This is a genomic window from Pseudoduganella sp. SL102, from assembly GCF_027856995.1.
Lineage (GTDB): Bacteria > Pseudomonadota > Gammaproteobacteria > Burkholderiales > Burkholderiaceae_D > Rugamonas > Rugamonas albidiflava.
This window is the reverse complement of the sequence record NZ_CP115554.1, coordinates 2554769-2579224: the sequence shown is the minus strand read 5'-3', so window position 1 is coordinate 2579224 and position 24456 is coordinate 2554769. Positions and strand designations below refer to the sequence as shown.

General features: G+C 67.4%; 22 protein-coding genes and 1 pseudogene. 12 read left to right on the top strand and 11 right to left on the bottom strand.

Features of this window, described 5'->3' with window-relative positions; all coding sequences use genetic code 11:
- Positions 1-50: 50 nt before the first annotated feature.
- On the bottom strand, positions 51-2519 hold the full coding sequence (gene rpoD / locus OU994_RS11015) for an RNA polymerase sigma factor RpoD (protein ID WP_281610764.1): 2469 nt from the start codon (positions 2517-2519) through the stop codon (positions 51-53).
- Positions 2520-3371: 852 nt separating this feature from the next.
- Here rpoD and OU994_RS11010 point away from each other — a divergent pair.
- The 5 genes from OU994_RS11010 to OU994_RS10990 all read left to right on the top strand — a co-directional run bounded on the left by OU994_RS11010 (position 3372) and on the right by OU994_RS10990 (position 7682).
- Complete coding sequence (locus OU994_RS11010; RefSeq protein WP_229420933.1) at positions 3372-3752, top strand: ProQ/FINO family protein; 381 nt, start codon at positions 3372-3374, stop codon at positions 3750-3752.
- Positions 3752-4417: a 3'-5' exonuclease gene (locus OU994_RS11005; protein ID WP_281610763.1), complete on the top strand. Its 666-nt coding sequence runs from the start codon at positions 3752-3754 to the stop codon at positions 4415-4417. The genes OU994_RS11010 and OU994_RS11005 overlap by 1 nt, the downstream gene beginning before the upstream one ends.
- 70 nt (positions 4418-4487) lie before the next feature.
- The gene (locus OU994_RS11000; RefSeq protein WP_373922580.1) at positions 4488-5231 is read left to right on the top strand and encodes a cytochrome c; all 744 of its coding nucleotides are present in this window, start codon (positions 4488-4490) and stop codon (positions 5229-5231) included.
- Positions 5228-6511, top strand: coding sequence for a cytochrome c (locus OU994_RS10995; RefSeq protein ID WP_281610762.1), 1284 nt, complete (start codon positions 5228-5230; stop codon positions 6509-6511). The genes OU994_RS11000 and OU994_RS10995 overlap by 4 nt, the downstream gene beginning before the upstream one ends.
- 397 nt (positions 6512-6908) lie before the next feature.
- The gene (locus tag OU994_RS10990) at positions 6909-7682 is read left to right on the top strand and encodes a head GIN domain-containing protein (RefSeq protein WP_281610761.1); all 774 of its coding nucleotides are present in this window, start codon (positions 6909-6911) and stop codon (positions 7680-7682) included.
- 101 nt (positions 7683-7783) lie between these two features.
- Here the strand turns inward: OU994_RS10990 and OU994_RS10985 are convergent, their stop codons facing one another.
- Genes OU994_RS10985 through OU994_RS10975 form a run of 3 tightly spaced genes read right to left on the bottom strand, consistent with a single transcriptional unit; the run spans position 7784 to position 11005 of the window.
- Positions 7784-10045 carry a TonB-dependent receptor gene (locus tag OU994_RS10985; protein ID WP_281610760.1) on the bottom strand — a complete coding sequence of 754 codons (2262 nt, stop codon included), beginning with the start codon at positions 10043-10045 and terminating at the stop codon, positions 7784-7786.
- An 8-nt stretch (positions 10046-10053) separates the two neighbouring features.
- Positions 10054-10518, bottom strand: a complete 465-nt coding sequence (locus OU994_RS10980; protein WP_281610759.1) for a copper chaperone PCu(A)C — start codon at positions 10516-10518, stop codon at positions 10054-10056.
- Between the two features lie 40 nt (positions 10519-10558).
- Positions 10559-11005: a DUF2946 domain-containing protein gene (locus OU994_RS10975; protein WP_281610758.1), complete on the bottom strand. Its 447-nt coding sequence runs from the start codon at positions 11003-11005 to the stop codon at positions 10559-10561.
- 90 nt (positions 11006-11095) lie between these two features.
- Between OU994_RS10975 and OU994_RS10970 the strand changes: the two genes are divergently transcribed.
- Positions 11096-12214, top strand: a complete 1119-nt coding sequence (locus OU994_RS10970; protein WP_281610757.1) for a serine hydrolase — start codon at positions 11096-11098, stop codon at positions 12212-12214.
- A gap of 6 nt (positions 12215-12220) precedes the next feature.
- Here the strand turns inward: OU994_RS10970 and OU994_RS10965 are convergent, their stop codons facing one another.
- Complete coding sequence (locus tag OU994_RS10965; RefSeq protein WP_281610756.1) at positions 12221-12763, bottom strand: YaeQ family protein; 543 nt, start codon at positions 12761-12763, stop codon at positions 12221-12223.
- A gap of 10 nt (positions 12764-12773) precedes the next feature.
- Positions 12774-13640 carry a formyltetrahydrofolate deformylase gene (gene purU, locus OU994_RS10960; protein ID WP_131146885.1) on the bottom strand — a complete coding sequence of 289 codons (867 nt, stop codon included), beginning with the start codon at positions 13638-13640 and terminating at the stop codon, positions 12774-12776.
- A gap of 260 nt (positions 13641-13900) precedes the next feature.
- Here purU and OU994_RS10955 point away from each other — a divergent pair, with 260 nt between their 5' ends.
- The 3 genes from OU994_RS10955 (at position 13901) to OU994_RS10945 (ending at position 16232) form a co-directional block, all read left to right on the top strand.
- A complete protein-coding gene (locus tag OU994_RS10955) occupies positions 13901-14509 on the top strand; it encodes a hemerythrin domain-containing protein (protein WP_281610755.1) in 609 nt (202 codons plus the stop codon).
- A gap of 531 nt (positions 14510-15040) precedes the next feature.
- On the top strand, positions 15041-15394 hold the full coding sequence (locus tag OU994_RS10950; RefSeq protein WP_281610754.1) for a KGG domain-containing protein: 354 nt from the start codon (positions 15041-15043) through the stop codon (positions 15392-15394).
- A 334-nt stretch (positions 15395-15728) separates the two neighbouring features.
- Positions 15729-16232, top strand: coding sequence for a Dps family protein (locus OU994_RS10945; protein WP_131146886.1), 504 nt, complete (start codon positions 15729-15731; stop codon positions 16230-16232).
- A gap of 87 nt (positions 16233-16319) precedes the next feature.
- Here OU994_RS10945 and OU994_RS10940 read toward each other — a convergent pair.
- The 4 genes and pseudogenes from OU994_RS10940 to OU994_RS10925 all read right to left on the bottom strand — a co-directional run bounded on the left by OU994_RS10940 (position 16320) and on the right by OU994_RS10925 (position 19580).
- Positions 16320-17137, bottom strand: a pseudogene (locus OU994_RS10940) (TOBE domain-containing protein).
- Positions 17134-17832: an ATP-binding cassette domain-containing protein gene (locus OU994_RS10935; RefSeq protein ID WP_281610753.1), complete on the bottom strand. Its 699-nt coding sequence runs from the start codon at positions 17830-17832 to the stop codon at positions 17134-17136. The pseudogene OU994_RS10940 and the gene OU994_RS10935 overlap by 4 nt, the downstream one beginning before the upstream one ends.
- Complete coding sequence (gene modB, locus OU994_RS10930) at positions 17829-18500, bottom strand: molybdate ABC transporter permease subunit (RefSeq protein ID WP_281610752.1); 672 nt, start codon at positions 18498-18500, stop codon at positions 17829-17831. The genes OU994_RS10935 and modB overlap by 4 nt, the downstream gene beginning before the upstream one ends.
- Positions 18501-18728: 228 nt before the next feature.
- A complete protein-coding gene (locus OU994_RS10925) occupies positions 18729-19580 on the bottom strand; it encodes an endonuclease (RefSeq protein ID WP_281610751.1) in 852 nt (283 codons plus the stop codon).
- A gap of 111 nt (positions 19581-19691) precedes the next feature.
- Between OU994_RS10925 and OU994_RS10920 the strand changes: the two genes are divergently transcribed.
- The 3 genes from OU994_RS10920 (at position 19692) to OU994_RS10910 (ending at position 22237) form a co-directional block, all read left to right on the top strand.
- Complete coding sequence (locus OU994_RS10920; RefSeq protein WP_281610750.1) at positions 19692-20201, top strand: YgjP-like metallopeptidase domain-containing protein; 510 nt, start codon at positions 19692-19694, stop codon at positions 20199-20201.
- Positions 20198-21136, top strand: a complete 939-nt coding sequence (locus OU994_RS10915) for a cupin-like domain-containing protein (protein WP_373922579.1) — start codon at positions 20198-20200, stop codon at positions 21134-21136. Before OU994_RS10920 ends, OU994_RS10915 begins: the two co-directional genes overlap by 4 nt.
- 156 nt (positions 21137-21292) lie before the next feature.
- Positions 21293-22237, top strand: a complete 945-nt coding sequence (locus tag OU994_RS10910) for an alpha/beta hydrolase (protein WP_281610749.1) — start codon at positions 21293-21295, stop codon at positions 22235-22237.
- Between the two features lie 60 nt (positions 22238-22297).
- Here OU994_RS10910 and OU994_RS10905 read toward each other — a convergent pair whose 3' ends face one another.
- Entirely contained in the window at positions 22298-24409 is a 2112-nt protein-coding gene (locus OU994_RS10905) for a TonB-dependent siderophore receptor (RefSeq protein ID WP_281610748.1), read from the bottom strand.
- Positions 24410-24456: the final 47 nt, after the last annotated feature.

Genomic DNA, 24456 nt, shown 5'->3' with positions numbered 1-24456 from the left:
CGAAAAAAAAGGAAGCCGAAGCTTCCTTTTCATGCGACCCGGAACGTGGATCAGTTCTGCGTCAGGAACGTCTTCAGCTTGTCCGAGCGCGACGGCTGGCGCAGCTTGCTCATGGCCTTCGCTTCGATCTGGCGGATACGCTCGCGCGTCACGTCGAACTGCTTGCCCACTTCTTCGAGCGTGTGGTCGTTCGACATTTCCACGCCATAGCGCATGCGCAGCACCTTGGCTTCGCGCGGGGTCAGTGAATCGAGCACTTCCTTGATCACGTTGCGCATCGACGCATGCAGCGCGGCGTCCAGCGGGGCCAGCGTGGTGTTGTCCTCGATGAAGTCGCCCAGCTGCGAATCGCCATCCTCGCCCATCGGCGTTTCCATCGAAATCGGTTCCTTGGCGATCTTCATGATCTCGCGGACCTTCGATTCCGGCATCTCCATCTTGGCGGCCAGCGTCGCCATGTCCGGCTCGTTGCCGGTTTCCTGCATGATCTGGCGGCTGATGCGGTTCATCTTGTTGATCGTTTCGATCATGTGCACCGGCACGCGGATGGTGCGCGCCATGTCCGCGATCGAACGCGTGATCGCCTGGCGGATCCACCACGTGGCATACGTGGAGAACTTGTAGCCGCGGCGGTATTCGAACTTGTCGACCGCCTTGAGCAGGCCGATATTGCCTTCCTGGATCAGGTCGAGGAACTGCAGGCCGCGGTTGATGTACTTCTTGGCGATCGAGATCACCAGGCGCAGGTTGGCCACCGTCATTTCACGCTTGGCGTGGCGGGCGCGCTTCTCGCCGGCCGCCATCTGCTTGTTAATCTTGCGCAGGTCGGCCAGCGGCAGCGCCACGCGTTCCTGCAGGTCGATCATCTTGTTCTGCAGTTCCTTGATGGCCGGCACGTTACGGCCCAGCACCGCGCTGTACGGATGGCGCGCGTCGACTTCGCCGTCGACCCAGTCCAGGTTCGTTTCATTGCCCGGGAAGACCTTGATGAAGTGGGCGCGCGGCATGCCGCAGCGGTTCACGCACAGCTCCAGCACGGCGCGTTCGATGCTGCGCACCTGTTCCATCTGGCCGCGCAGCGTATCGCACAGCTTTTCCACCACCTTGGCCGTGAAGCGGATGCCCAGCAGCTCGGCGGAAATGGTGGCCTGCGCCTTCTGGTAGACCGCCGAGCCATAGGTGGCCTTGCGCATCTTGTCGAACTGCGCGGAGATCACGGCGAAGCGCTCCAGCGCATCGACCTTCAGCTGCGCCAGCTGCTCGGTGGAGAAGCCGGCCGCGCCGCCGTTGGCGTCGCCGTCGCTTTCCTCTTCCAGCTCTTCTTCCTCGTCCTCGTCCTCGTCGTCGGACGCGGCGGCGGCCGGCGCGCGCGCCGGTGCCGGTGCCGAGCTCTCGTCGGGATCGACGAAACCGTCGACCACGTCATCGACCTTCAGCTCGTCGTTCTCGATCTTCGCGGCCAGGTCGACGATCTCGTTGATCGTGGTCGGGCAGGCGGAGATGGCCTGGATCATGTCGCGCAGGCCTTCCTCGATGCGCTTGGCGATTTCGATCTCGCCTTCGCGCGTCAGCAGCGCCACGGCGCCCATTTCACGCATGTACATGCGCACCGGGTCGGTGGTACGGCCGAAGTCGGAGTCGACGGTGGACAGCGCCGTCGCGGCGGCAGCTTCCACTTCGTCGTCGGAAGTGGCGGTCGGCACGTTGTCGGACAGCAGCAGCGCCTCGGCATCCGGGGCGCGCTCGTAGACGGCGATGCCCATGTCGTTGAACGTGGCGATGATGCCTTCGATGGCTTCCGGATCGACGATGTTCTCGGGCAGCTGGTCGTTGATCTCGGCATAGGTGAGGAAGCCGCGGTCCTTGCCCATGTTGATCAGGTTCTTGAACTGCTGGCGGCGCTTCTCCAGGTCCTCGCCGGACATGCCGGCTTCGCCGCCGAACGGGTCCAGGCCCTTGGCCTTGCGCTCGCGCGCCTTCGAGGCGGCCTTCAGTTCGGCGCGCTCGACGGCGTTCAGTGCCGCCACTTCATCGTTCTCGGGCGTGAATTCGCTCGGCTTGCGGCCGCGCCGGCCCGGCACCTTCACGGAAGGCAGCAGGTAGCCGGACGTGTCGATCGAGGCCAGCGTGGCGGCATCGGTCACCTGGCTGACGGCGGCCGGGGCCGATGGGGACGGCGCGGGCGCTTCCAGCTTGGCCTTGCGCACGCGCACCACGGGCGCCTTCGGCGCTTCGTCGGCACCTGCCGCGGCCTTGCGCACGGCCTTCTTCGGCTCGTCGCCGGCAGGCGCCGCGGTGTCGGCGGACTCGGCCACGGACGCATCGGCGGCCAGCGCCTCGTCGCCCGGCAGCACGGCCAGGCGGGACGTCTTCTTCTTCACAACGGTCACTTTACCGGCGGCCTCTTGCGCATTGTCGATCACATAGGATAAGGTGGTCTTCGGCACCGTCAGCGGCGCAGCTTCGGCGCGCGGCTTCTTGGTGGACAGCGTTAGGGTCTTCGGCGTTTTCGTCGTCATCAAATATCTCTTCAGTGCCTGGCCGGGCACGACGCAAGTGAAAAAAATTGAACAATCCAGCGCGGCCTTCGCAAAGGCCGTGCCGGTACGTATATGGGGATCATCCGGAATGAAAAAAGCCCGCGCAACGCGAACCATGCCGGTTCGCTTCGCGGACTCCATTCTTGGGATTCCGGGGTAGTTCCGTGTTATTCCGTTGTTATTCCGTGAATACTCAGTGCGAACAGAAGAGGGGGCTCGGCCCTGGCGCGCCGTCGTGGTCCCTGAACCGGCCCGGCATGTTCATCGTGAACCTGCCTGGACAACGCATTCTGGACAACGGGACGCCGGCATGCGGAAAGCCCTGTTCAGGGGACCGCGGACAACTCCTTAACAGACTGAATCTGCACCGCCCTGCTTTTGGTGCGTCGGCCATTATGCACGCTTTGTCACAGCCTGGCACGCGGCTGCGGCAAGGTTCCTGCGAATCGGCGCGCCGCGAGCCGCGAAAGACGTGTGGACAAGCCGGCATGATGAAGAAAAATGCAACGCGCGCGCGGGGCGCGGCGTGGTATGCTGGCGCCTCCTGATCAACCTACGAAGTCGATGAATACCAGCCTTACCCCCGAGACGTCCGCCGCCGACGAATCTGCCGAATCCGCTGAATCCACCAACAACGCCGCCGCTTCCACCGAAACGGTGGCTGCCGCGCCTGCAGAGTCGGAAAAGAACACGGAAAAAAGCGCGGAAGTGAACGCGGAAAAGAATGCGGAGCCGAGCGCGGAAGACAGTGCGGAAAAGAGCACGGCGCAAAGCGCGGGACAGCACACTGCACCCACCGCGGCAACCGGCCAGGCGCCCAGCGCCCGTGCGCTGTTGAAGCAGCTTTCGCAGCAATTCCCGCCATTCCGCGATTTCCTGCCGCTGGCAATCGGCATCGACAAGCAGATCCTCGCGCAGGTGCCGGGCATCGACCGCAAGCTGATGCGTGCCGCGCTGGGCATCCACACCGGTTCGCAGCGCTACCTGCGCGCGATGGAAAAAGCCACCATCCGCTATAACCTGGATGGCTCGACCGGCGCCGAAGTCACGGACGTGCACCGCAAGCACGCCAAGGATACGCTGGGCGAACGCTTCCGCAAGGAAGCGGAACGCAAGAAGGCCGAGCGCGAGGCACAGGCCGCCGAGGAAGCAACCAAGCGCCGCCAGGAAAAGCTGGAACAGCTGACCGCGAAATTCTCCCGCAAGGGCTGATGGCGTTCCATACCGAAGCACCGCCGCGCGAGCCCGACCTGCCGCCCTACCAGGGCATCGCGCTGGCCGATATCCATGTCGTGCGCACCGTCGAGCAAGCCCGGGCCGCCCAGGCCGCGCTGCTGGCGCACGATGTTATCGGCTTCGACACCGAATCGAAACCCACCTTCGTCAAGGGCCAGAGCTCGGACGGACCGCACCTGGTGCAGTTCGCCGACGAGCACGCGGCCTGGCTGTTCCCGGTCGGGCCGGAGGTGGCGCCGCTGCTGCCGGTGCTGAAGGCCATCCTCGAATCGACACACACGCTGAAGGTGGGCTTCGGCCTGGCCGACGACGTCAAGCGGCTGCGCGCCAAGCTGGCGATCGAGCCGGCCCGCGTGGCTGACCTGTCGAAGGCATTGCGCGTGCCCGGCCAGAAACACGACCTGGGCGCGAAGAGCGCGGTGGCGCATTACTTCGGCCTGAAGCTGCAGAAGTCGAAAAAGATCTCCACCACCAACTGGGCGTCGCCCCGGCTGACGGACAAGCAGCTGCAGTACGCCGCCGACGATGCCCAGGTGGCGCTGCGCGTGTACCGCCACTGGCTCGCGCTCGGCAACACGCTGCCGCAGCCGAAGGCGCCGCGCCCGCGCCGCCCCGCACCGGACACCCCGGCCGGCGGCTGAACCGCGCGCCCCTGTTCTTCCGCCGCGCGCGGGGGTATGCTTGGGCGGTCGACATCCGCCCAGGAACGGCATGCCCAATCCCAGATATCCGCTGCCCGCGCCTGCCATGAGCGCACGCCTGCTCGCCGCGCTGGCCTTGCCCCTGCTGCTGTGCAACCACGCATGGTCCGCTCCGGCGGCCGCGCCGGACACGCTGGCGCAGCGCCTGGCGCCCTGCCTGGCGTGCCACCAGCCGCAGGGCCGCAACGATGCGTTCTTCCCCCGCATCGCCGGCAAGCCGGAAGGCTACCTGTACAACCAGCTGCTCAATTTCCGCGACGGCCGGCGCCAGTTCCCGATGATGACGTACATGGTCGGCAACCTGCCTGAGCCCTACCTGCGCGAGATCGCGCAGTTCTTCGCCAGCCAGCATCCGCCCTACCCGCCCGCGCCGCCCGTTACCGCCACGGCGCAGATGCTGGAACGGGGCCGCGTGCTGGTGCGCCAGGGCGATGCGGCGCGCCGGATTCCCGCCTGCGTGGCCTGCCACGGCCAGCAGCTGGCTGGCGTGGCGCCGGCGATTCCGGGCCTGGCCGGGCTGCCGCGCGACTACATCAATGCGCAGTTCGGCGCGTGGAAGAACAAGGCGCGGCGCGCGCAGGCACCGGACTGCATGGCCGACATCGCCGCCCGCCTCACCGAGGCCGACGTGGCGGCCGTTTCCGGCTGGCTGGCCAGCCAGCCGGTCGACCAGGCGGCGCGGCCCGCCGCGGCGCCCGACACCCCGCTGCCGATGCGCTGCGGCGGCGTGCCGGACCATGGAGCCGCGCCATGAGCCGGCGCGCGCGCTGGATCGCGGCCGGCACGGCGATGGTACTGACCGTGGCGGCCGGCCTGCTGTGGCCGCGCCACGATGCCGGCCCGCCGCCCAGCGCCGCCTTTGCCGCGCTGCCGGCCGGCGAGAAGATCGCGCGCGGCGCCTACCTGGCCCGCGCGGCCGACTGCATGGCCTGCCACACGGTGCGCGGCGGCGAGCAGTATGCCGGCGGCCGCGCGCTGCAAACGCCGTTCGGCGCCATCGTCGCGCCGAACATCACCCAGGATGCCGAAACCGGCATCGGCAGCTGGACCGCCGACGACTTCTGGAACGCCCTGCACAATGGCCGCGCGCGCGACGGCCGGCTGCTGTACCCGGCTTTCCCATACACGAACTACACGGCCATCACGCGCGACGATGCCGATGCGCTATATGCCTATTTCCGCACCATTCCCGCCGTCTCGCGCAGGAACCAGCCGCACCAGCTGCGCTTCCCCTACAACACGCAGGCGGCGCTGGCGGCCTGGCGCGCGCTGTACTTCCGCCCCGGCGTCTACCAGGAACGCAAGGACCGGCCGGCCGAGTGGAACCGCGGCGCCTACCTCGTCGAAGGCCCCGGCCACTGCAGCGCGTGCCACAGTGCCCGCAATGCGCTCGGCGGCAGCGGCGGCGAACTGTCCGGCGGCCTGCTGCCGGTGCTGGGCTGGTATGCGCCGTCGCTGGCGTCCGACGCGGAAGCGGGGCTGGGGAGCTGGCCGGTCGACGAGATCGCGCAACTGCTGCACACCGGTGTCGCACCGCGCGCGGCGGTGGCAGGGCCGATGGCGGAAGTGGTCCGCGAAAGCCTGCAGCACCTGTCCGCGGCGGACGTGCGGGCCATGGCGGTGTACCTGAAATCGCTGCCCGCCACCGGCAACGGCCACCAGCCCTACGAACGCTCGAAGGCGCCCGAGGCGGCGGCCGTGCTGCAAGCCGGCGCGAAGCTGTACGACAAGCACTGCGCCGAATGCCACGGCGCCACCGGCGCGGGAGCCCCACCGCATTACCCGCCGCTGGCCGGCAACCGCACGCTGACCATGCCGGATGCCACCAACGCGATCCGTATCGTGCTCAATGGCGGCTTCCCGCCCGGCACGCGCGGCAATCCCCGCCCCTACGGCATGCCGCCCTTCAGCCACGCGCTCGACGATGCCGAGGTGGCCCAGGTGGTGTCGTACCTGCGCAGCGCCTGGGGCAACAATGCGCCGCCGGTGTCCAGCGTGGACGTCAACCGGTACCGGGCCGTGCCGCTGGATTGACGCGGCGGCGCACACCGAAAAACGCTGACTGGAAGAACGGCGACAGGCACCAACTAAGGTGTCATCTCTAGGCTACTTCGGCATGCCATTAGCGCCTGCATCCACCCCAAGGGCGAACTGCCGGGGTCAGACCCGCCGGGTCTGACCCCAGTCTCTGCACCTGGGTGTCAGCATCGATACCAACTGTTTCCGAAAAAGCGGTGACAGTCACCATTTAATTTGAAACATTTCAAAAGAAATGGTGCCTGTCACCGTTTTTTTTTGCCATTGCTCTTGGCTGTCACCGCTTCCCTGCATTCCATTCCCCTCCTCATGCATTCCATCGCACGCACGGCGACCGGCGCGCCGGGTTTGCGTACGATCCCCCCATCGACAAAGCAATCCCGGAGAAGCCACCATGAACACCAGCAAACTTGCCCTGATCGCCACCGCCATCGCCGCTGCCGCCACGCTGGCGACCGCCCTCCCGGCTGCGGCGGATGGATTGTCGCTGGCGTGGCTGGGTGGCGAGCGCGTGCAGGGCAGCGGCAAGATCGTGTCGCAGGCACGCCAGCCGGGCCCCTTCCGCGGCGTCGAGCTCAATACCGGCGCGCACGTGGAAGTCGTCACCGGTGGCGACGATACGCTGACGATCGAAGGCGACGACAACATCGTCCCGCTGGTGGAAACGGTGGTGCGCGAAGGCGTGCTGACGATCCGCCCGGTGAAAAAGAACATGCAGATCGATGGCCGCCGCGTGCGCATCGTGGTGCGGGCGCGCGCCGTGGACAGCCTCGGCGTGGCCGGCGCGGGCAGGCTGGAAGCGAAGCGCGTGCGCGCCGACAAGCTGTCGCTCGAAGTGGCCGGCTCCGGCGTGCTCGATATCGACGGCATCGACGCGAAATCGGTGGAAGTGGGCGTGGCGGGCAGCGGCAAGGTCGAAGCGGCCGGCCAGGCGGCGCGCGCCGACATCTCGATCGCCGGCTCCGGCAAGGCCGATACCACCCGCCTGAACGTGCAGCACGCCACCGTGAGCGTCAGCGGCTCCGGCCAGTCGCTGCTGTCGGCCCGCAACGCCATCACCGCCAACGTCACCGGTTCCGGCAACGTCGGCTACTACGGCGATGCGCAATTGACGAAGGCGGTGGCCGGTTCCGGCACCGTCCAGCGCCTGGGTACGTCCGCCCGCTAGACCAGCGGCGGCGCCAGGCCTTCATCCCTTTGCCAGCCCCGGCAGGTCCAACCCGCCGGGGCTGTCATCATTTCCCGCCCTTCATCGACAGGGGGGCGCGGTCACAAGTCGAACTTCACTTCCGCCACCAGCGTGCGCTGCGTGTAAGGGTGGAACGCCCAGTACTTCTCGTTGCCCAGGTTGTCGACACCCAGCGCGCCGGACCAGTGCCGGTCGAAGCGGTAGCGCAGCCGCAGGTCGGCCACGAGATAGCGCGACACGCCCATGTAGGCGGCACCGTTCGGGTCGGAGTTGTCCAGCGTGCCGTACTGGGTACCGCTGTAGCGCAGGCCCGCGCTGGCCGAGAGCCGGTCGGAGGCGCGCCAGGTGGCCAGCGCCGTGGCCCGCCAGCGCGGCACGCGGGGCTGCCGCTTGCCCACCGAGGCGGGCAAGGCGGCATTGTCCCGGATCCGCGAGTCGGCATAGGTGAGGCTCGATTGCAGCGACAGCGCCTGGAACAGCACGCCGTCGGCCTGCTGCGCCAGTTCCAGGCCGGCGGTGCGGATGCGGCCCACGTTCTGCACCGTCGACACGGTGGGCGTCAGCGGCTGCGAGTACAGCGCGTCGCGCGTGCGCTCATGGAACAGCGTCGCGCGCACGCTGCCGTTCGCCGCCAGGTGCTCTGCCGTCAGCTCTTCCGTCCATGACCGTTCGGCGCGCAGGCCGGGATCGGTATTGACGATGCGGCCATCGACGACGGAACCCTGGAACAGCTCGGCGGCGGTGGGATTGCGGATCGCGCGGCCGGCCGATGCCTTCAGCGTCCACGCCTCGGTGAAGCGCCACGCCAGCGCGGCCTTCGGCGACCAGGCCTCCTCGCGCCGTTCGCCGAAGCGCAGCAGCGCGCTGCCGGCGCTGGACACCTCGCCACCATGGGCTTGCCAGCGTTCCCAGCGCGCGCCCAGCGTGGCTTTCCAGCGCGGGTCGATGCGCCACGTATCCTGCGCGTAAAGGCTGGTCAGGCGCGTGGCGCCGTTGAAGGTCGACACATGGCGGCCGGCGGTGCCGCCCAGCCAGTCCGGCGTCGCGAACACACGCGTGCGCAATTGCGCGCTGTCGCGCTGCACGCCGACATCGACGACATGGGCGGCATCCGGCCGCCACGTGCCCTTCAGCGCCAGCGTATGCCAGCCGCTGCCCGCCATGTCGGTCACGTTGCCCTGCCCCGTGCCTTCCTGGTCGGCCAGCACCACCGTAGGCACCCGTACCAGGTCCTTGCGGTAGTCGTACTTGCTGGCGGCGATTTCCCAATCGAACGTGCCGCGCGCATGGCGCTTCAAGGACAGGCCGTGCATCAGGTGCGCCAGGTCGCCCCGCTGCGGCGCGAAGTCGGAAGCCAGCAGCGTGTAGCGGCGGCCGTCGACCGCGATGTCGCCGCCGCGCACCGGGTTGCCGGCCCCGTCGCGCAGCCAGGAATCGCTGCGCCGTTCGGCGTCGTTGCGCCACCAGCCCAGCGTGTAGCTGGCGCGCAGCACCGGCGAAAGATCGTAGGCCAGCTTGACTTTCGCGTGGTCCTGCACGGTGTGCACCTGGTTGTTGGCGCCGAGGATCAGCCAGTCGCGGTTCGACGGATTGCGCCCGGCCACCGCGCCGGTCACGGGCACGCCGCCGCCATCGGCAACGCCGTTCGCCACCAGCCGGTTGGCGTAGCCCATCGGCTGGCCGTCGCTGTCCTGCCGCGACAGGTGCAGCCACCACGACAGCGCGCCGCGGCGGTCGCCCAGCGCCGCGCTGCCCTGCTTGCCGTTGTAACGGTCGCGCATGCCGTATTCGGCGAAGCGCTGGGTGAAGCCGGCCAGCCGCACGTGGCCCTCCAGCTTCGCCGGCATGCGCGTCTGGAAGTCGACCACGGCGCCCACCGAGTTGCCGGGATAGGCGGCCGAGAACGGGCCGTACAGCACATCGACGCGCTCGATCTCGTCCGGCGTGACCAGGCCCCAGCGCGGCGTGTAGGTGGCGCCGTTGCCGAGCAGGTTCGACAGCAGGATGCCGTCCGCATACACCAGCGAGCGGGCGCTGTTGCCGGTGCCGGAAGCGCGGCTGGCCAGCACGGCGTGGTCGTAGTCGCCGATGTAGCGCTTGCGCACGTTCAGGCTGGGGAAATACTTCAGCGCATCCTCGCTGTCGAAGGCATTGATGCGCTCGGCGATCTGCGCGGCGCCGATGCCTTCGATGGTGGTGGGAATCTGCGCGGGCAGCGAGGTTGGCCTGCCGCCGTGGATCGTCACGACGTCCAGCCCGGCCTGCCCGGCACCCTGCGCCTGGGCGCACAGGCCCAGCGCCGCCAGCATCGCTGCCAGCGGTCGTTTCGGGGGGTGGGTCATGGCGCCTCCTAGTGGCGCGGCGGGGTGTGCTGCGGCGGCGCATACGTCAGCGGCCGCACGGCCACCTGCACCTCGACGCTGTCGCGCTTGCCGCCCTTCTGCTCGACGACCAGGGTCAGCGGCACGGTCTCGCCTTCCTTCAGCTGGCGCTTCAGGCCCATCAGCATCACATGGTAGCCGCCGGGAGCCAGCTGCACGGCCTTGCCGGCCGGCAGGTCGATGGCGTCGACATGGGCCATCGACATGCGGTTGTCCTGCATCGACATCTGGTGCAGCTCGGCCATCCCGACCGGGCTGCTGACGCCGACCAGGCGGGCATCGGTCTTCGATTCGATCCGCAGGAAGGCGCCGGACGCCTTGGCGGCAGGCACGGTGGCACGCGCCCACGCGTCCTTGACGGTGACCTGGGCGTTGGCGGAAATGGCGGACAGGGAAGCAAGCGCCAGCAAGGCGGCGCTAACGAGGTGTTTCATGGTGACTCCTGAATGGGTTGAAAGACTTTGCAACGACGGTTCAGGAGACGAAAGGGGGCCCGCGGGGCTGTGCGCTTGACCAGGCTTGCAGCGGGCGCGGCGCATGGTAGTACAGGTAGGGGCGCTCCGCGCCGGCTGCGACGGCTGGCAATACCAGGCCCGCGGGTGGCGGCAGGCCCACCGTGCCGGCATGCGGCAGGCAGTAGCCGCAATCGGCCATCGGCATGGCGTCGCCGATGCCATGGCCGGCGAATGCGGGCGGCACCGGCCTGGCGCGATCGGTCAGCGCGGCGAACATGGCTTCGTCCAGCTCGCCGAAGCCGGCCAGCGTGGTGCCATCGTTCAGGCAGATTTCCCACGCCTGCCGCTGCGAGTGCTGGGCGGCCAGCGCATGCGACACCGCCGGCGCGAGCGCGTTCAGCAGGATCGCGCAGCACGCGAGCCATGCCTGCACACTTCGCAGCAGCCGGTTGGACGGGGTTTTCATCGGCACCGATTATAGCCCGCGCCGCAGCGGCGCGCGTTCACGGCCGCGGGCATTGTCGATTAAGATGGCGCCCTGTCCAGAAAGGCCACCATGACCGCTTCCCACCTCGATAAAGTGATCGACGGCGCCATCGCGCGCCAGCGCATCGTCGGCGCCGTCGTGCTGGCCGCGCGCGACGGCGAGATCGTCTACCGCCGCGCGGCCGGCAGCGCGGACCGCGAACAGGGCATCGCGCTGCGCGAGGATGCCCTGTTCCGCCTGGCTTCCATCACCAAGCCGCTGGTCGCCACCGCCGCGCTGAAGCTGGCCGACGAGGAAACCATCGACCTGTCGGCACCGGTCACGGAATGGCTGCCGGACTTCCGCCCGCGCCTTCCGGACGGCGGCGCAGCCACCATCACGCTGCAGCACCTGCTGACGCACACGGCCGGCCTGTCGTATGGTTTCCTGGAAGCGGCCGACGGCCCGTATCGCCGGGCGGGGGTTTCCGATGGGCTGGACCAGCCGGGCCTGTCGCTGGCGGAAAACCTGGCGCGCATCGCCTCCTGTCCGCTGGCGTATCCACCGGGCACGGGCTGGCGCTATTCGGTGGCCACGGACGTGCTGGGCGCCGTGCTGCAGGAAGCCACCGGCATGCCCTTGCCGGCGATCGTGCAGCGCGAGGTGACGGGCCCGCTGCGCATGCGCGACACGGCGTTCCACGTCATCGACGCGGACCGCCTGGCCGTCCCCTACCGGGATGCCAAGCCCGCCCCGCCCATCCGCATGGGAAGCGAAGAAGAAGTGCCGTTCATGGAGGGGATCGCCCGCTTCACGCCGGGCCGGATCTTCGATGCCGCGGCGTATCCGTCCGGCGGCTCCGGCATGGCCGGCACGGCGGACGATGTCATGCGTTTCCTGCTCAGCCTGAGGACAGCGAACCGGGCGATCCTGCGCGCCGCCGAAGTGGACCGCACCGGCACCGGCGCGATGACGCAGGGCCCCGGCTGGGGCTTCGGCTACCTGGGCGCGGTGCTGGGCCACCCGAAGGAGGCCCATTCGCCGCAATCGGCCGGCACGCTGCAGTGGGGCGGCGCGTATGGCCATTACTGGTTCTTCGATCCGCTCGCGGACCTGGTCGTGGTGCAGCTCACCAACACCACGTTCGAAGGGATGGCGGGCGCCTTCCCGCGCGACGTGCGCAACGCCGCGTACAAGGATTTTATCTAGGGAAGCTTAACGCTCGGCCTTCCACACCTCGCGCTCGACCAGCACGGTATCGGTACCGTCGGTCAGCCAGATCTGGCCATCCTGGATCGTGCATTGCAGCTGCATGTTCCGCTGCGCCATCTTTTCCAGTGCCGCCGTGGTCTCCGACGGCAGGTTGACGACCGACACGTTCCTGGCGCGCTCGATCTTGTTGGCGATGTTCTTCCACCAGATCGGGCTGGCCGTGCTGTAGCTGTACACGATCACGTGCCCGGCACGCCCGGCACCTTTCAGGATGCGGCGCTCTTCCGGCTGGCCCACCTCGATCCACAGTTCGATCGCGTCGGTCAGGTCCTTCTGCCACAGGTCCGGTTCCTCGACGTCGAACATGCCCTTGGTGAAGCTGAGCGCCTCGTTGGCGTGGATCGCGAACGCCAGCAGGCGCACCATCATGCGTTCGTCGGTTTCCGACGGGTGGCGCGCCAGCGTCAGCGTGTGGGTGCCGTAGTAATTGCGGTCCATGTCGGCGATCGACAGTTCCGCCTTGTAGATTGTTGCCTTGAGTGCCATTGGTACAGTCTTATTTGAAGATCACGGTGCGGTGTTCGTTCTGCAGCACGCGGTGCTCGACGAACCATTTGACGGCGCGCGCCAGCACCACGCATTCCACGTCGCGGCCGATGGCGGACAGCGTTTCCGCATCCATCGAATGGTCCACGCGTTCCACGTCCTGCTCGATGATCGGGCCTTCATCCAGGTCGCCCGTGACGAAGTGGGCGGTGGCGCCGATCAGTTTCACGCCGCGCTGGTGCGCCTGCGCGTAGGGCCGGGCGCCCTTGAAGCTGGGCAGGAAGGAATGGTGGATGTTGATCGCCTTGCCCTTGAGCTTCGCGCACAGCGACGGCGACAGGATCTGCATGTAGCGCGCCAGCACGACCAGGTCGATGTTGTGCGATTCCACCAGGTCGACGATGCGCGCTTCCTGCGCCAGCTTGGCGCTTTCCGGCGCCCCCGCGGCCAGCGGCAGGTGGTGGAACGGGATGTTGTAGCTGGCCGCCAGCTGGTAGAAATCCATGTGGTTCGACACGATGGCCGGGATCTCGACCGGCAGCAGGCCGCTCTTGTAGCGGAACAGCAGGTCGTTCAGGCAATGGCCGATCTTCGACACCATCAGCAGCACGCGCGGCTTGCGGTGCGCGTCGTGCAGCATCCATTCCAGGCGCAGCGCGGTGGCCAGTTCGGCGAAGTCGGCGCGCAGCACGCTGTCGGCTACCGCGGCATCCTCGGCGGCGAAGTGCACGCGCATGAAGAAGCGGCAGGTTTCCTGGTCGCCGAACTGCGCCGAATCGATGATGTTGCAGCCGTGCTCGGCAAGAAAGCCGGAGACGCGGTGGACGATGCCGCGCTGGTCCGGGCAGGAAAGCGTGAGGATGTATTCGGGATGCATGGTCAGGTGAGCTAAAAGTCGGCCGGATGCGCCGGCGAAGGGCGCTATTGTCGCACGAACGGCAGAGCATACCAATATGGCAAGGGCGCGCCTGCATTATGGCGCCAGGCCTATACTCGAACGCAGGTAACAGGCAGCCGCCGCGCGGCGCGTTGACGAAAATGCATCGGCCCAGGATGTACCGGGCCGGGATGCATGGACAACAATGCGTTGGACCGAAAACCTGCGCGGCATCTCAACACACAACAGGAGAGCCACCCATGACCACCAACAGCAAAGATCCCGTCCCGATGCCGAGCAGCGGCAACCACCCGCCGATCGGCATGCCGCGCAGCAGCCAGGGCGCGCAGTCCAAGGATGCCGTCGCCCTGCTCACCGCCGACCATGACAAGGTCAAGCAACTGTTCCGCGAATACGAGCGGCTGCAGAACATCGGCGACATCAGCCTGAAGGCCGACCTGGCCTTGCAGATCTGCATGGAACTGGAAATCCACACGATGATCGAAGAGGAAATCTTCTACCCTGCCGTGCGCGCCGAAACCGGCGACGAGGACATGGTGCGCGATGCCATCCAGGAACACGCCGAGGCGAAGGAGCTGATCGCCCATATCCAGGGCATGTCCGGCGACGATCCAGACCTCGACAGCACCGTGGCCATGCTGCGCAAGGCGATCGAACACCATGTGCAGGAAGAGGAGCAGGAAATGTTCCCGCAGGCGCGCCAGGGTGGCGCGGACCTCACGGCGCTATGCGAACAGCTGGCCGACCGCAAGGAGCAGCTGGAACACGATATGGGTGCGCGCCCGTTGCGCAGCGGCACCCGGGAAGCCGTCGGCGAACGCTCCGCCATCGGCAAGGCCGATTCCTGACCTGACGCCGGAACTTACGCGACGACCTCCTCCTCTAACCACACGAAGCGGCCGACCTTGCCGCTTCGGCGTCCGGGCCACGGCCCGGTTTCGATTCATTCGATCGATCGATACTTCGAGCCATATCGATACTTCGAGCCTTATCGATACTTCGAGCCATATCGATACTTCGAGCCGTATCGATACTTCGAGCCTTATCGATACTTCGAGCCTTATCGATACTTCGAGCCTTATCGATACTTCGAGCCTTATCGATACTTCGAGCCTTTCGGGTCATTGATCCATCTGACTCGTTGATCCTTACGATTCATCCGGTTCATTCGGGTCGACCGGCATGAGTCGAATGGTGCGATTCGACCGGTGCGATTCGACCGGTGCGATTCGACCGGTGCGATTCGACCGGTGCGATTCGACCGGTGCGATTCGACCGGTGCGATTCGGCCGGTGCGATTCGAGTGGCTTGATCGACTGATTGATCGACTGGATCGATTCGATCCTTGGATTCGATTCTTAGAGAGAGAGAGGTGACACATGGCTACACATAACGGCAACGAAGCGGGAACCGAACAGCGGTCCGAACCGGACAAGGGGAACAGCCAGCGGGCGGAGGCGCCGGGCGGCGGAAAAACTGCCAGCAAACGGGGCTTTGCCGCAATGGACGAGGCAACCCAGCGGATGATCGCCAGCAAGGGGGGGCAGGCCGCCCACCAGAAAGGCACGGCGCACGAATTCGATTCCGAGGAAGCGCGCCGCGCCGGCCAGAAAGGCGGCGAGGCGGTCAGCAGGGATCGCGAGCACATGGCGGAAATCGGCCGCAAGGGCGGTGAAAGCCGCCAGTCGGCCAGCCGGCTGGCGCGCCAGGGGGCCAAGGAAGAAAAGCGCTGACCGGTCAACAGCCGCGCCACCGGCGCATCCACATCACGGCGGGGCCGGGTCATCTTCCCGGTGCCCGCCATTCTTTCGCCGCCGCCCGCGTCATCCGGTCATCCATCGAAATGACGTCCCCCGGCCCCACCAACATGTCCTCCCTGGCATGTCCCGCGATTGCCCCGTTTATATTTGCCGCGGTCCACGCATGCGCCGCAGGTGTTCGTGCGCGGAATCCGCCTGCGCGCGGGGCGTCTCCCCCTTCCGGGAGTGGTGGACCCTGCCCGCACGGTTCATCACGCCATTTCATTGTCTGCGATACAATGAATTTCCACATTCAGAAGAGGCAGACATGAACGACCAGGCACAACAGGACGCACTGAAAACGCCAACCGACCTCGGCAACAAAGCCCGCAAGGAAGTGGCTGAAGGCTTGAACGCGCTGCTGGCGGACACCTTCGCGCTGTACATCAAATGCAAGAACTTCCACTGGCACGTGAGCGGTCCGCACTTCCGCTCCTACCACCTGCTGCTCGACGAGCAGGCCACCGCGATCTACGCGATGCTGGACCCGATCGCCGAGCGCGTGCGCAAGCTGGGCGGTACCACGATCCGCTCGATCAGGCATATCTCGGAACTGCAACGCATCAAGGACAACGACGCGCCATTCGTCGACGCGATCGCCATGCTCGACGAGCTGCGCAACGACAACCAGGCGCTGGTGAAATCCATGCGCGAAGTCCACGACGTGTGCGACGAAGACCAGGATATCGCCACGGCGAGCCTGCTGGAAAACTGGATCGACGAAGCGGAACAGCGCATCTGGTTCCTGTTCGAATCGACCCGTACCGCCTGATGGCAAGCCGCCGGCCCGCGGGCCGGCACCGCTTTTCCCTTCCCGTCGACCGAGCCCCCTAGGCTTGTTTCATCTCCCCGGCTGCCGCTACAACACGCCGATGATCACGCTGGAGGCCTTGAACAGCGCGGTCGCCGGCATGCCGGCAACCAGTTCCAGGCCTTCCGCGCTGTCGCGCGTCACGGTCGCCGCGATCGTGCCGCCCCCCGGCAGCGCGATCGTCACCTCCGCATTCACGGCGCCCGGCACCACGCGCGCCACGGTACCGGCCAGCTGGTTGCGCGCCGACAGCTTCGCGCCCTCCAGCCCGGCCGCGACGATCACCGACGACGCCTTCACCAGCGCGAAGGCCTGCGTGCCCGGCGCCAGGCCCAGGCTCGCCGCGCTTTCATGTGTGACCACCGCCACGATGCGCTGGTCGCCGACGATGCGCAGCACGACTTCATCGTTGACGGCGCCGCGCGTCACCTTTTCGACGGTACCCAGGAACTGGTTGCGCGCGCTGGTTTTCATGTTCATCACCTGTAGGAGATCGATGTCGGGCAAGCCTTCCGCATCCTGGTTGCGGCCCAGCTGTTCGATGAAGCGGCGATGCGCGTCTTCCAGCCTTCGGAACTGTGCCACCAGTTGCCCGCCCCTTTCCGTCAGCCGCGTGCCGCCGCCGCCCTTGCCGCCGGCCAGCCGCTCGACCAGCGGCGTGCCGGCCAGGTTGTTCATGGCATCCACCGCATCCCATGCGCCCTTGTAGCTCATGCCCACCGCCTTGGCTGCCTGCGTGATCGAGCCGTGCCGGGCGATCGCGGCCAGCAGCGCGATGCGGTCCGGCCCGCCCAGGTGGCGCCCCCGGCGCTCAGCCAAAGCTTGCCGTGCAATTCCAGGGGGCCGGGTGTCACCGGATCCGTCATGGCGCTTCCTTCATCGTGATGTTTGCCGGGACTTCCGGCAGGATGGCGCCATCGGCCATCGTCAGGACATGGCCGCCGAACGCGACGGCATCGTCCGGGTCGTGCGTGATCATCAGCATGGGGATGTCCAGCCGGCGCTGCAGGGCGTCGAGCTCGGCGCGCATGCGTACGCGCAGCGCAGGATCGAGCGCGGCGAACGGCTCGTCGAGCAGCAGCGCGGCCGGCTCGGCGATCAAGGCCCTGGCCAGCGCCACGCGCTGCCGCTGGCCGCCGGACAACTGGTCCGGCAACTGCAGCGCCACCGGCGCGAGCCCGAATGCCTCCAGCCAGTAGGCGATCGCCGCGCCGTCGGCATTGCGGGGCGGATTGAGCAGGCCGCGGCGCAAGCCGAACGCGATGTTCTGCCGCACGTTCAGGTGGGGAAACAGTGCGTAATCCTGGAACAGGTATCCCACATTGCGCCGCTGCGGCGGCACGTCGATGCCGTTGGCGCTGTCGAACAGCACGCGGCCCGCCAGCTCGACATGGCCGGCATCGGGCCGGACCAGCCCGGCCACGGCCTTCAGCATCTGGCTTTTGCCCGCGCCGGAAGCGCCATAAATGACCACGCGCTGGCTGTCCGAGGTAAAACGGGCGTCGAGCCGGAACGTCCGGGTGCCGGCACGCAGCGTGGCATCGATGTGCACGCGGATCATGGCAGCGCCTTCCGCGGTGGCGCCAGCCGGCTGGCCAGCAACAGCACGGCCACGCACGCTACCGAGGTGACCAGCACCAGCAGGTTGGCGGTATCGTCCTGGCCCGCCTGCACGGCTTCGTAGACGGCGATCGACAGGGTTTGCGTCTGGCCTGGAATGCTGCCGGCCACCATCAGCGTGGCACCGAACTCGCCCATCGAACGGGCGAATGCCAGCAGGGTTCCGGCCAGCACGCCGCGCCAGGCCAGCGGCAGCGTCACGCGCAGGAACACGCCGGGGCCGGAGACGCCCAGCACGCGGGCGGCCTGCTCCAGTTGCGGATCGACCGTCTCGAAGGCGGACCGGGCCCCCTTCAGCACCAGCGGGAAGGCGACCACGGCCGCGGCGATCACGGCCGCCTGCCAGGTAAAGATCAGGTTGATGCCGAACGTGGCGTGCAGCCAGCCGCCCAGCGGACCGTTGCGGCCGATCACGACCAGCAGGTAATAGCCCAGCACCGTGGGCGGCAGCACCATCGGCAAGGTCAGCAGCGCATCGAGGAGTTCGCGGCCGGGAAAGCGCCGCCGCGCCAGCACCCAGCCAATGGCCACGCCGAGCACCAGGTCGATCAGCGTGGCGCACAGCGCCACCTTCAGCGACAGGCCGAGGGCGATCCAGGCATCGGCCATCAGGGCGGCGCGCTGGCGAAAAGCGGGAACAAAGCTGGCTGGCGCATGGAACCTCGTCGGGGACGGAAAACGGAAAACCGTAATATAGCTGAATATATAGCGCCGGATATACTGCTGACGCCATACGCCGGCATCGTGGCGCCGGATAATCGAGCCTGCCATCGGCCGGTTTTCGGCCTGCCATCACCCGGCCATCAGCCGCATCCAGCGCGCGGCGTGGCAATGGCGCTACGCCATTTCGATGGCCAGGGCGCCCTCCAGCAATGGCCGCCGGAGGATGTGATAGACCGCCGCATCGAAGCGGGCAGCGCCGCGCTTCTTCTTCAGCTTGCCGGTACCGAGGTAGCACCAGTTATCGACCAGCTGCCGCTGCCGCAAGCCGTCCGATTCCTCGACGATCGCGATCGGCCCGTCGTACGGCCAGCGCTGGACCAGCATGTGCCCCAGCGCCGCCTGCAGCCGCGCGCCGTGCTCGGCCAGGCTTTCCTCGCCGGTGCAGCCGCCGCGGCAGCGCGCGATCTGCCGCGCGAAGCAGGGCCGGCCGGGGCTGCCCTTTTCCAGTCCCGTCAGCACCGAGCACAGGCTGGCCGCCTGCGCCACGTTCTTCAGCGTTTCCTGCGCCGCCTTCCTGGTGCCGAACAGGCCATACAGGCCGTCGGTGCCACCGAAATCCACCTCTTTCGCGAAGACGATCTCCGGCCGGTGCTCGCGCAGCGCGATCGAGCACATGTCGCGCTGCTGGCGCAGCTTGACGTTGAACACGGGCTGGTGCTCGCGGATCAGCATCGCCTCGCGCAGCAGCGCGCCCAGTTCGCCGCCGGTGCGTTCGAAGTCGATGTGGCGGGTGCGCGCCAGCATCTGCGCTTCCTCGGGCGTGCGCAGGTGCGACAGCACGCGGTGGCGCAGGTTGACGCTCTTGCCGATATAGATCGGCGTGGCGGCTTCGTCGCGGAAGATGTAGATGCCCGGCTGCTGCGGCAGGACATCGATGCAGTCGCGCGGGATGTGCGATGGATAGTTGAACAGGAGTGCGGGATCGGCGCGGATCAGCAGTCCCACTGAATTGACATGGGTGCGCATCCCGCCATGATACGGCGGGGCAACGTGGCCAGGCAAGATCGAAATACGACGCTGTAAGATGCGACTGTAAGGTAGGGCTGTAAGGTAGTGCTGTGGTACAGTCTCGCCGCCATGACAGCCACACTGAAATATCTCGGCGCCTACTCCGACGACACGCGCCACCAGGTGCAAGCCCTGCTGAACCAGAACCGCCTCGGCGACGTGCTGAAGAAACGTTATCCGAAAGCCCACGAAGTGCGCAACGACAAGGCGCTGTACGACTATGTACAGGACTTGCGCGACGAATTCCTGCGCAACGCCGCGCCGATCGACAAGGTTCTCTTCGACAGCAAGATCCATGTGATCAACCACGCGCTCGGGCTGCACACGTCGATCTCGCGCATCCAGGGCGGCAAGCTGAAGGCCAAGCATGAAATCCGCGTGGCCACCATGTTCCGCGACTGCCCGATCGAGTTCCTGCGCATGATCGCCGTGCACGAACTGGCGCACGTGAAGGAAAAGCAGCACGACAAGGCGTTCTACAAACTGTGCGCCTACATGGAGCCCCATTACCACCAGTACGAGTTCGACGTGCGCCTGTACCTGACGGAGCTGGACCATTCGGGGCAGAAGCTGTGGTGAACGAGACCCCGGTGCGCAAGGCGCCGCGCCTGCCGCCGACCCGTGAAGAATCCGAAGCGGCGGCCGCCGACCGCGCCGCCCACCGCGCGGCACGCGAGCGCAGGGATGCCCAGGTGCGTGGCGTGCCATCGATCGCGGCCATGCGCGAGGCCATCAAGGCGGCCGCGCGCACCCTGCCGGCCATTGCCGAAGTACCGCGCATCGAGGCGCTCGACAAGGCGGCGTTCCGCGCCCGCGCCGCCCAGGGCCTGCCCTTCCTGATGATGGGCGTCACCGACCGCTGGCCCCTGGCCGCGCTGACGGTACAGTCGCTGCGCGAGCACTACAGCCACCTGCCCGTGCGCGCCCGCGTCGGCGACTATGTCAGCACGGCCTTCGCGGCCGACCGGGCGATGCGCGACATGGGGATGCTCGAGTACCTGGACCTGGTGGCTGCCGGCACCGAGGGCCTGCCCCCTTACCTGGGCAACCTGGAGCTGCGCGAACTGAACCGGCTGTGCCACTGGCCCGCCTACTTCGACAAGGTGGGGCCGCCGCGCTTCTGGCTGGGCCCCGCCGGCACGGTCACGCCGCTGCACTGCGACTACGACGACAATGTCTTCGCGCAGGTCTGGGGCAGCAAGCGGATCATGCTGGCGCCGCCGCACCACGACGAGTTCCTGTACCCGAACGAAGCCAACGCCATCCTGTTCGGCTCCCCGTTCGATCCCGAATGTCCCGATTTCGACCGGTTCCCGCTGGCGCGCCAGGCCAGCACGATCGAGTGCATCGTCGGCCCCGGCGACATGCTGTACGTGCCGGCCGGCTGGTTCCACCAGGTGCGTGCGCTGACGTTCTCGCTGTCGTCGAACCGCTGGGCGCGGGGCATGCCGCTGGCGCTGGGCGACGGCGCCGCGCTGCTGGCCGCAAACAGCGGCGAGCCGCCTTCGGCCTGACACGCTTGCGGCACCGGCGCGGCCGGGTGTTTTTTCACAACAGTCAGGCTGCGCATCCCCCGCGCTTCCCGCCCCGCGTGAAAAATGCGTTACGCTCGATCGGGCGGCGATGGCTGGCCGGCTGCCGCGATAACCCTGGTCTGGCAAGGAGATACCATGGAGCGACGCAGGTTCCTGTCGGGTAGTGCCGCGCTGGCGGCCGGCCCCCTGTGGCTCGGCGGGCCCGCGGCCGGGCAAACCGCGCAAGACAAGATCTATCTCCACTACACCCGGCAGGAACTGGACGACGCGTACTCGGATGCCAAGTGGGCGCCGAACATGCGGCAACTGCTTGCCGGGCAGGCGGCAGCCAGTGCCAGGCTGCGGGCACGCCTGCCGCCCAGGACAACCGGCTACGGGGCGGCATCGCGGGAACAGCTGGACATCTTTGCTCCGCCAGGCACGGCGGCCGGCCGCGCGGCGATGATCTTCATCCACGGCGGCAACTGGCGCTTCGGCTCGAAGGAAACGGTGTCGTTCCTGGCGCCCGCCTTCACGGAGCACGGCATGGTGTTCATCGCTCCCGAATTCGCCAGCATTCCGGACAATACGCTGCCCGGCATGGTCGACCAGTGCCGCCGCGCGATCGCGTGGACCGGCAGGCACGCGGCGCAGTTCGGCATCGATCCCGCGCGCCTCTACGTGGGCGGGCATTCCGCCGGCGGACACCTGGCCGCGATGATGCTGACCACCGACTGGCCCCGTTTCGGCATGCCGCCGGACCTGCTGAAAGGTGGCCTGGTACTCAGCGGCCTGTGCGATCTCGAGCCGGTGGTGCTGGCCGCGGGCAACCGGCACCTGCAGCTCACGCCGCAGGAACGCACCGAGTTCAGCCCGGTCCACAAACTGCGCGACGTGCCCTGCCCCGTCATCGTCGCGTGGGGCAGCGGCGACAGCCCGGAATTCAGGCGCCAGGGCAGCGTGATGGCTTCCACGCTGCGCACGGCCGGCCGGCTCGCCGGCACCTTCGTCCTGCAGGACGTGAACCACTTCGAGATCCTCGATGTGCTGGCGGCCGGCGACTCGCACCTGGCCGCCGCGGCGCGTGCGCTGATGAGGTGAACGGCACAGCTGCGACGCTGGTCCGCCGGTGGATGGCCCCCGAGGCCGGCAAGCGCTTCGTCAGAACCGTGCGTGAACGGTCAGCTCGACGCTGCGTTCGGCGCCCATCCAGCAGTTCTGCGCACTGTGGCAGGCGCCCACGTAGCGCTTGTCGCCCAGGTTGCTGGCGGTCAGGCCGACGCTCCACGTCCTGTTCACCCGGAACATGGCGGCCGCGTCGAACAGCGTGTACGACGGCACCTGCGCCGTATTGGCTTCATCCATCTGGCTGGCGCCGACATGGCGGATCCCCGCGCTCAGGTCGAGCGTGTCGAGCGGGGTGTAGGTGAGCCACAGGGATGCGCCCTTGTCGGCCACCCAGACCGGCGTCTTGCCGACCAGCGCGGGATCGAGCGCGTTCTTCGTCACCTCCATGTCCAGGTGCGTCAGGCCGAGCGTGAAGTCCAGGCGCTCGGTCAGCGCCTGGTTCCACGACAGCTCGATGCCTGTCGAACGCACCTCGCCGTTTTGCGTGTACTGGTTGAAGGTCGGCGTGTTGACGACCACGTTCTGCTTGCGGATGTCGAACCACGCGGCGGTCAGCTCGGTGCGGCTGTCCGGCGACTTGTACTTGATGCCGGCCTCGATCTGTTTCGCGGTGGTCGGCTTGAACCCCTGGCCGGTCAGCGAATCGACGCCGGATGCGGGCTCGAACGATGTCGAGTAATTCAGGTAGGGTGCCATGCCATTGCCAAAGCGGTAGATCGCGGCGGCGCGGCCGCTGGTCTTTTCCTGGGCGATGGCGGTGGTGGCGGCCGATGGCGCGCCGGCATAGCTCGACGCGTTGACGTCCTCGCTGCGGTAGCGGTCGCGGCGCAGGCCGCCGACCAGCGTCAGCGCGCCGACACATATTTCATCCTGCACGTACAGGCCGAGCTGCGACTGGCGGATGGCATGCCGTTCGGTATAGAAGCCGAATGGCAGCGCGGCGGGGTCGAACAGGAAGTGGTCCGGGTTGCCGAGATCGATCGACGGCGTATCGGTGCCCAGCGTGTCGCCATAGCCCACGGTCGAGCGCAGCTTCTGGTAGTCGGCGCCGGCCAGCAGGCGATGCACCAGCGCGCCCGTGGCCAGCCGGAACGCCAGCTGGTTGTCGACCACGTAGCCGTGCTGGCGCTCGTCGGTGAAATAGGCCGAGCGGGTCAGCGTGCGGTCATCCTCGAGCAGGCCGTTGTTGTAGGTGTTGCGCTGCAGGCCGCGCGCCTTCGTGTAGCGGAAGTTCTGCAGGAACTTCACGCTGTCGTTGAAGGCATGCTCGAACTTCCAGCCCGCCATCGTCGTTTCGCGCGTCATGCCCGACCAGCCCGCGTCGCCGGCAAAGGTGTCCGGTGCGAGCAGGCCGTACGGCGCCTGGCGCAGCGTGCCGAGCGCCGGCAGCGGCGTCGACGGGATCAGCGCCGGGTCGTCCTGGTAATACAGGTTGGCGTGCAGCCGCGTGGCCGGGCCGATCCGCCACGTGACCGAGGGCGCGACGAGGCGGCGCTCTTCGTTCGTCGTGGCTTGCTGGCCGTCGCGTTCGCGCACCAGCGCCACCAGGCGGTAATCGATATCCTTCGACAGCGGGCCGGTGCTGTCCACGCCCAGTTCGCGCAGGTCATTGGTGCCCGCGCGCGCGCGGATGGCGGTTTCCTGCCGCGAGCGCGGCAGCTTGGCCGTCTGGTTGACCATGCCGCCCGGCGGCGCCGAGCCATACAGCACCGAGGCGGGCCCTTTCAGGATCTCCACGCTGTCGGTGGCGAATACGTCGACCTGGGGCGCCAGGTTCCACAAGCCGTTGTACTGCAGCGGCAGCCCGTCATAGTAGTTGCGGTAGCTTTCGAAACCGCGGATCGTGTACTGGTCGAAGATGGTCACGGTGGGCCGGCTTTCGGGGGTGACACCCGGCACATAGCGCAGCGCCTCGTTCACGCTGTCGGCCTGGCGCGCGGCCAGCTGTTCGTTGCCGTACACCTCGTAGCTCATCGGCGCTTCGATCGGCTTCAGGTCCGACTTGGTGCCGGTGGTGCGGTAGCTGGTGCCGCTGACGATCACCTGCGCGGGATCGGCGGCAGCCGTTTCCTGGGTCCAGGCGGTTGGGGCGAAGGCGGAGAGCACGAGCAGGCTGGCCAGCCGGCGTTGCGGGGCGGTCGACATAAGGAGTTGGATCCAATGAGAATGAGAACGATTATTATTACGATAAT

What these genes read in the sequence shown, in the direction of transcription:
- OU994_RS10925 (WP_281610751.1), bottom strand. Translation starts at nt 19,580, where the DNA reads ATGCGCACCCATGTCAATTCAGTGGGACTGCTGATCCGCGCCGATCCC.
- OU994_RS10935 (WP_281610753.1), bottom strand. Translation starts at nt 17,832, where the DNA reads ATGATCCGCGTGCACATCGATGCCACGCTGCGTGCCGGCACCCGGACG.
- OU994_RS10985 (WP_281610760.1), bottom strand. Translation starts at nt 10,045, where the DNA reads ATGACCCACCCCCCGAAACGACCGCTGGCAGCGATGCTGGCGGCGCTG.
- OU994_RS10905 (WP_281610748.1), bottom strand. Translation starts at nt 24,409, where the DNA reads ATGTCGACCGCCCCGCAACGCCGGCTGGCCAGCCTGCTCGTGCTCTCC.
- OU994_RS10970 (WP_281610757.1), top strand. Translation starts at nt 11,096, where the DNA reads ATGACCGCTTCCCACCTCGATAAAGTGATCGACGGCGCCATCGCGCGC.
- OU994_RS10980 (WP_281610759.1), bottom strand. Translation starts at nt 10,518, where the DNA reads ATGAAACACCTCGTTAGCGCCGCCTTGCTGGCGCTTGCTTCCCTGTCC.
- OU994_RS10975 (WP_281610758.1), bottom strand. Translation starts at nt 11,005, where the DNA reads ATGAAAACCCCGTCCAACCGGCTGCTGCGAAGTGTGCAGGCATGGCTC.
- modB (WP_281610752.1), bottom strand. Translation starts at nt 18,500, where the DNA reads ATGGCCGATGCCTGGATCGCCCTCGGCCTGTCGCTGAAGGTGGCGCTG.
- OU994_RS10950 (WP_281610754.1), top strand. Translation starts at nt 15,041, where the DNA reads ATGGCTACACATAACGGCAACGAAGCGGGAACCGAACAGCGGTCCGAA.
- OU994_RS11005 (WP_281610763.1), top strand. Translation starts at nt 3,752, where the DNA reads ATGGCGTTCCATACCGAAGCACCGCCGCGCGAGCCCGACCTGCCGCCC.
- OU994_RS10920 (WP_281610750.1), top strand. Translation starts at nt 19,692, where the DNA reads ATGACAGCCACACTGAAATATCTCGGCGCCTACTCCGACGACACGCGC.
- OU994_RS10945 (WP_131146886.1), top strand. Translation starts at nt 15,729, where the DNA reads ATGAACGACCAGGCACAACAGGACGCACTGAAAACGCCAACCGACCTC.
- OU994_RS10990 (WP_281610761.1), top strand. Translation starts at nt 6,909, where the DNA reads ATGAACACCAGCAAACTTGCCCTGATCGCCACCGCCATCGCCGCTGCC.
- OU994_RS10995 (WP_281610762.1), top strand. Translation starts at nt 5,228, where the DNA reads ATGAGCCGGCGCGCGCGCTGGATCGCGGCCGGCACGGCGATGGTACTG.
- rpoD (WP_281610764.1), bottom strand. Translation starts at nt 2,519, where the DNA reads ATGACGACGAAAACGCCGAAGACCCTAACGCTGTCCACCAAGAAGCCG.
- OU994_RS10910 (WP_281610749.1), top strand. Translation starts at nt 21,293, where the DNA reads ATGGAGCGACGCAGGTTCCTGTCGGGTAGTGCCGCGCTGGCGGCCGGC.
- OU994_RS11000 (WP_373922580.1), top strand. Translation starts at nt 4,488, where the DNA reads ATGCCCAATCCCAGATATCCGCTGCCCGCGCCTGCCATGAGCGCACGC.
- purU (WP_131146885.1), bottom strand. Translation starts at nt 13,640, where the DNA reads ATGCATCCCGAATACATCCTCACGCTTTCCTGCCCGGACCAGCGCGGC.
- OU994_RS10965 (WP_281610756.1), bottom strand. Translation starts at nt 12,763, where the DNA reads ATGGCACTCAAGGCAACAATCTACAAGGCGGAACTGTCGATCGCCGAC.
- OU994_RS10955 (WP_281610755.1), top strand. Translation starts at nt 13,901, where the DNA reads ATGACCACCAACAGCAAAGATCCCGTCCCGATGCCGAGCAGCGGCAAC.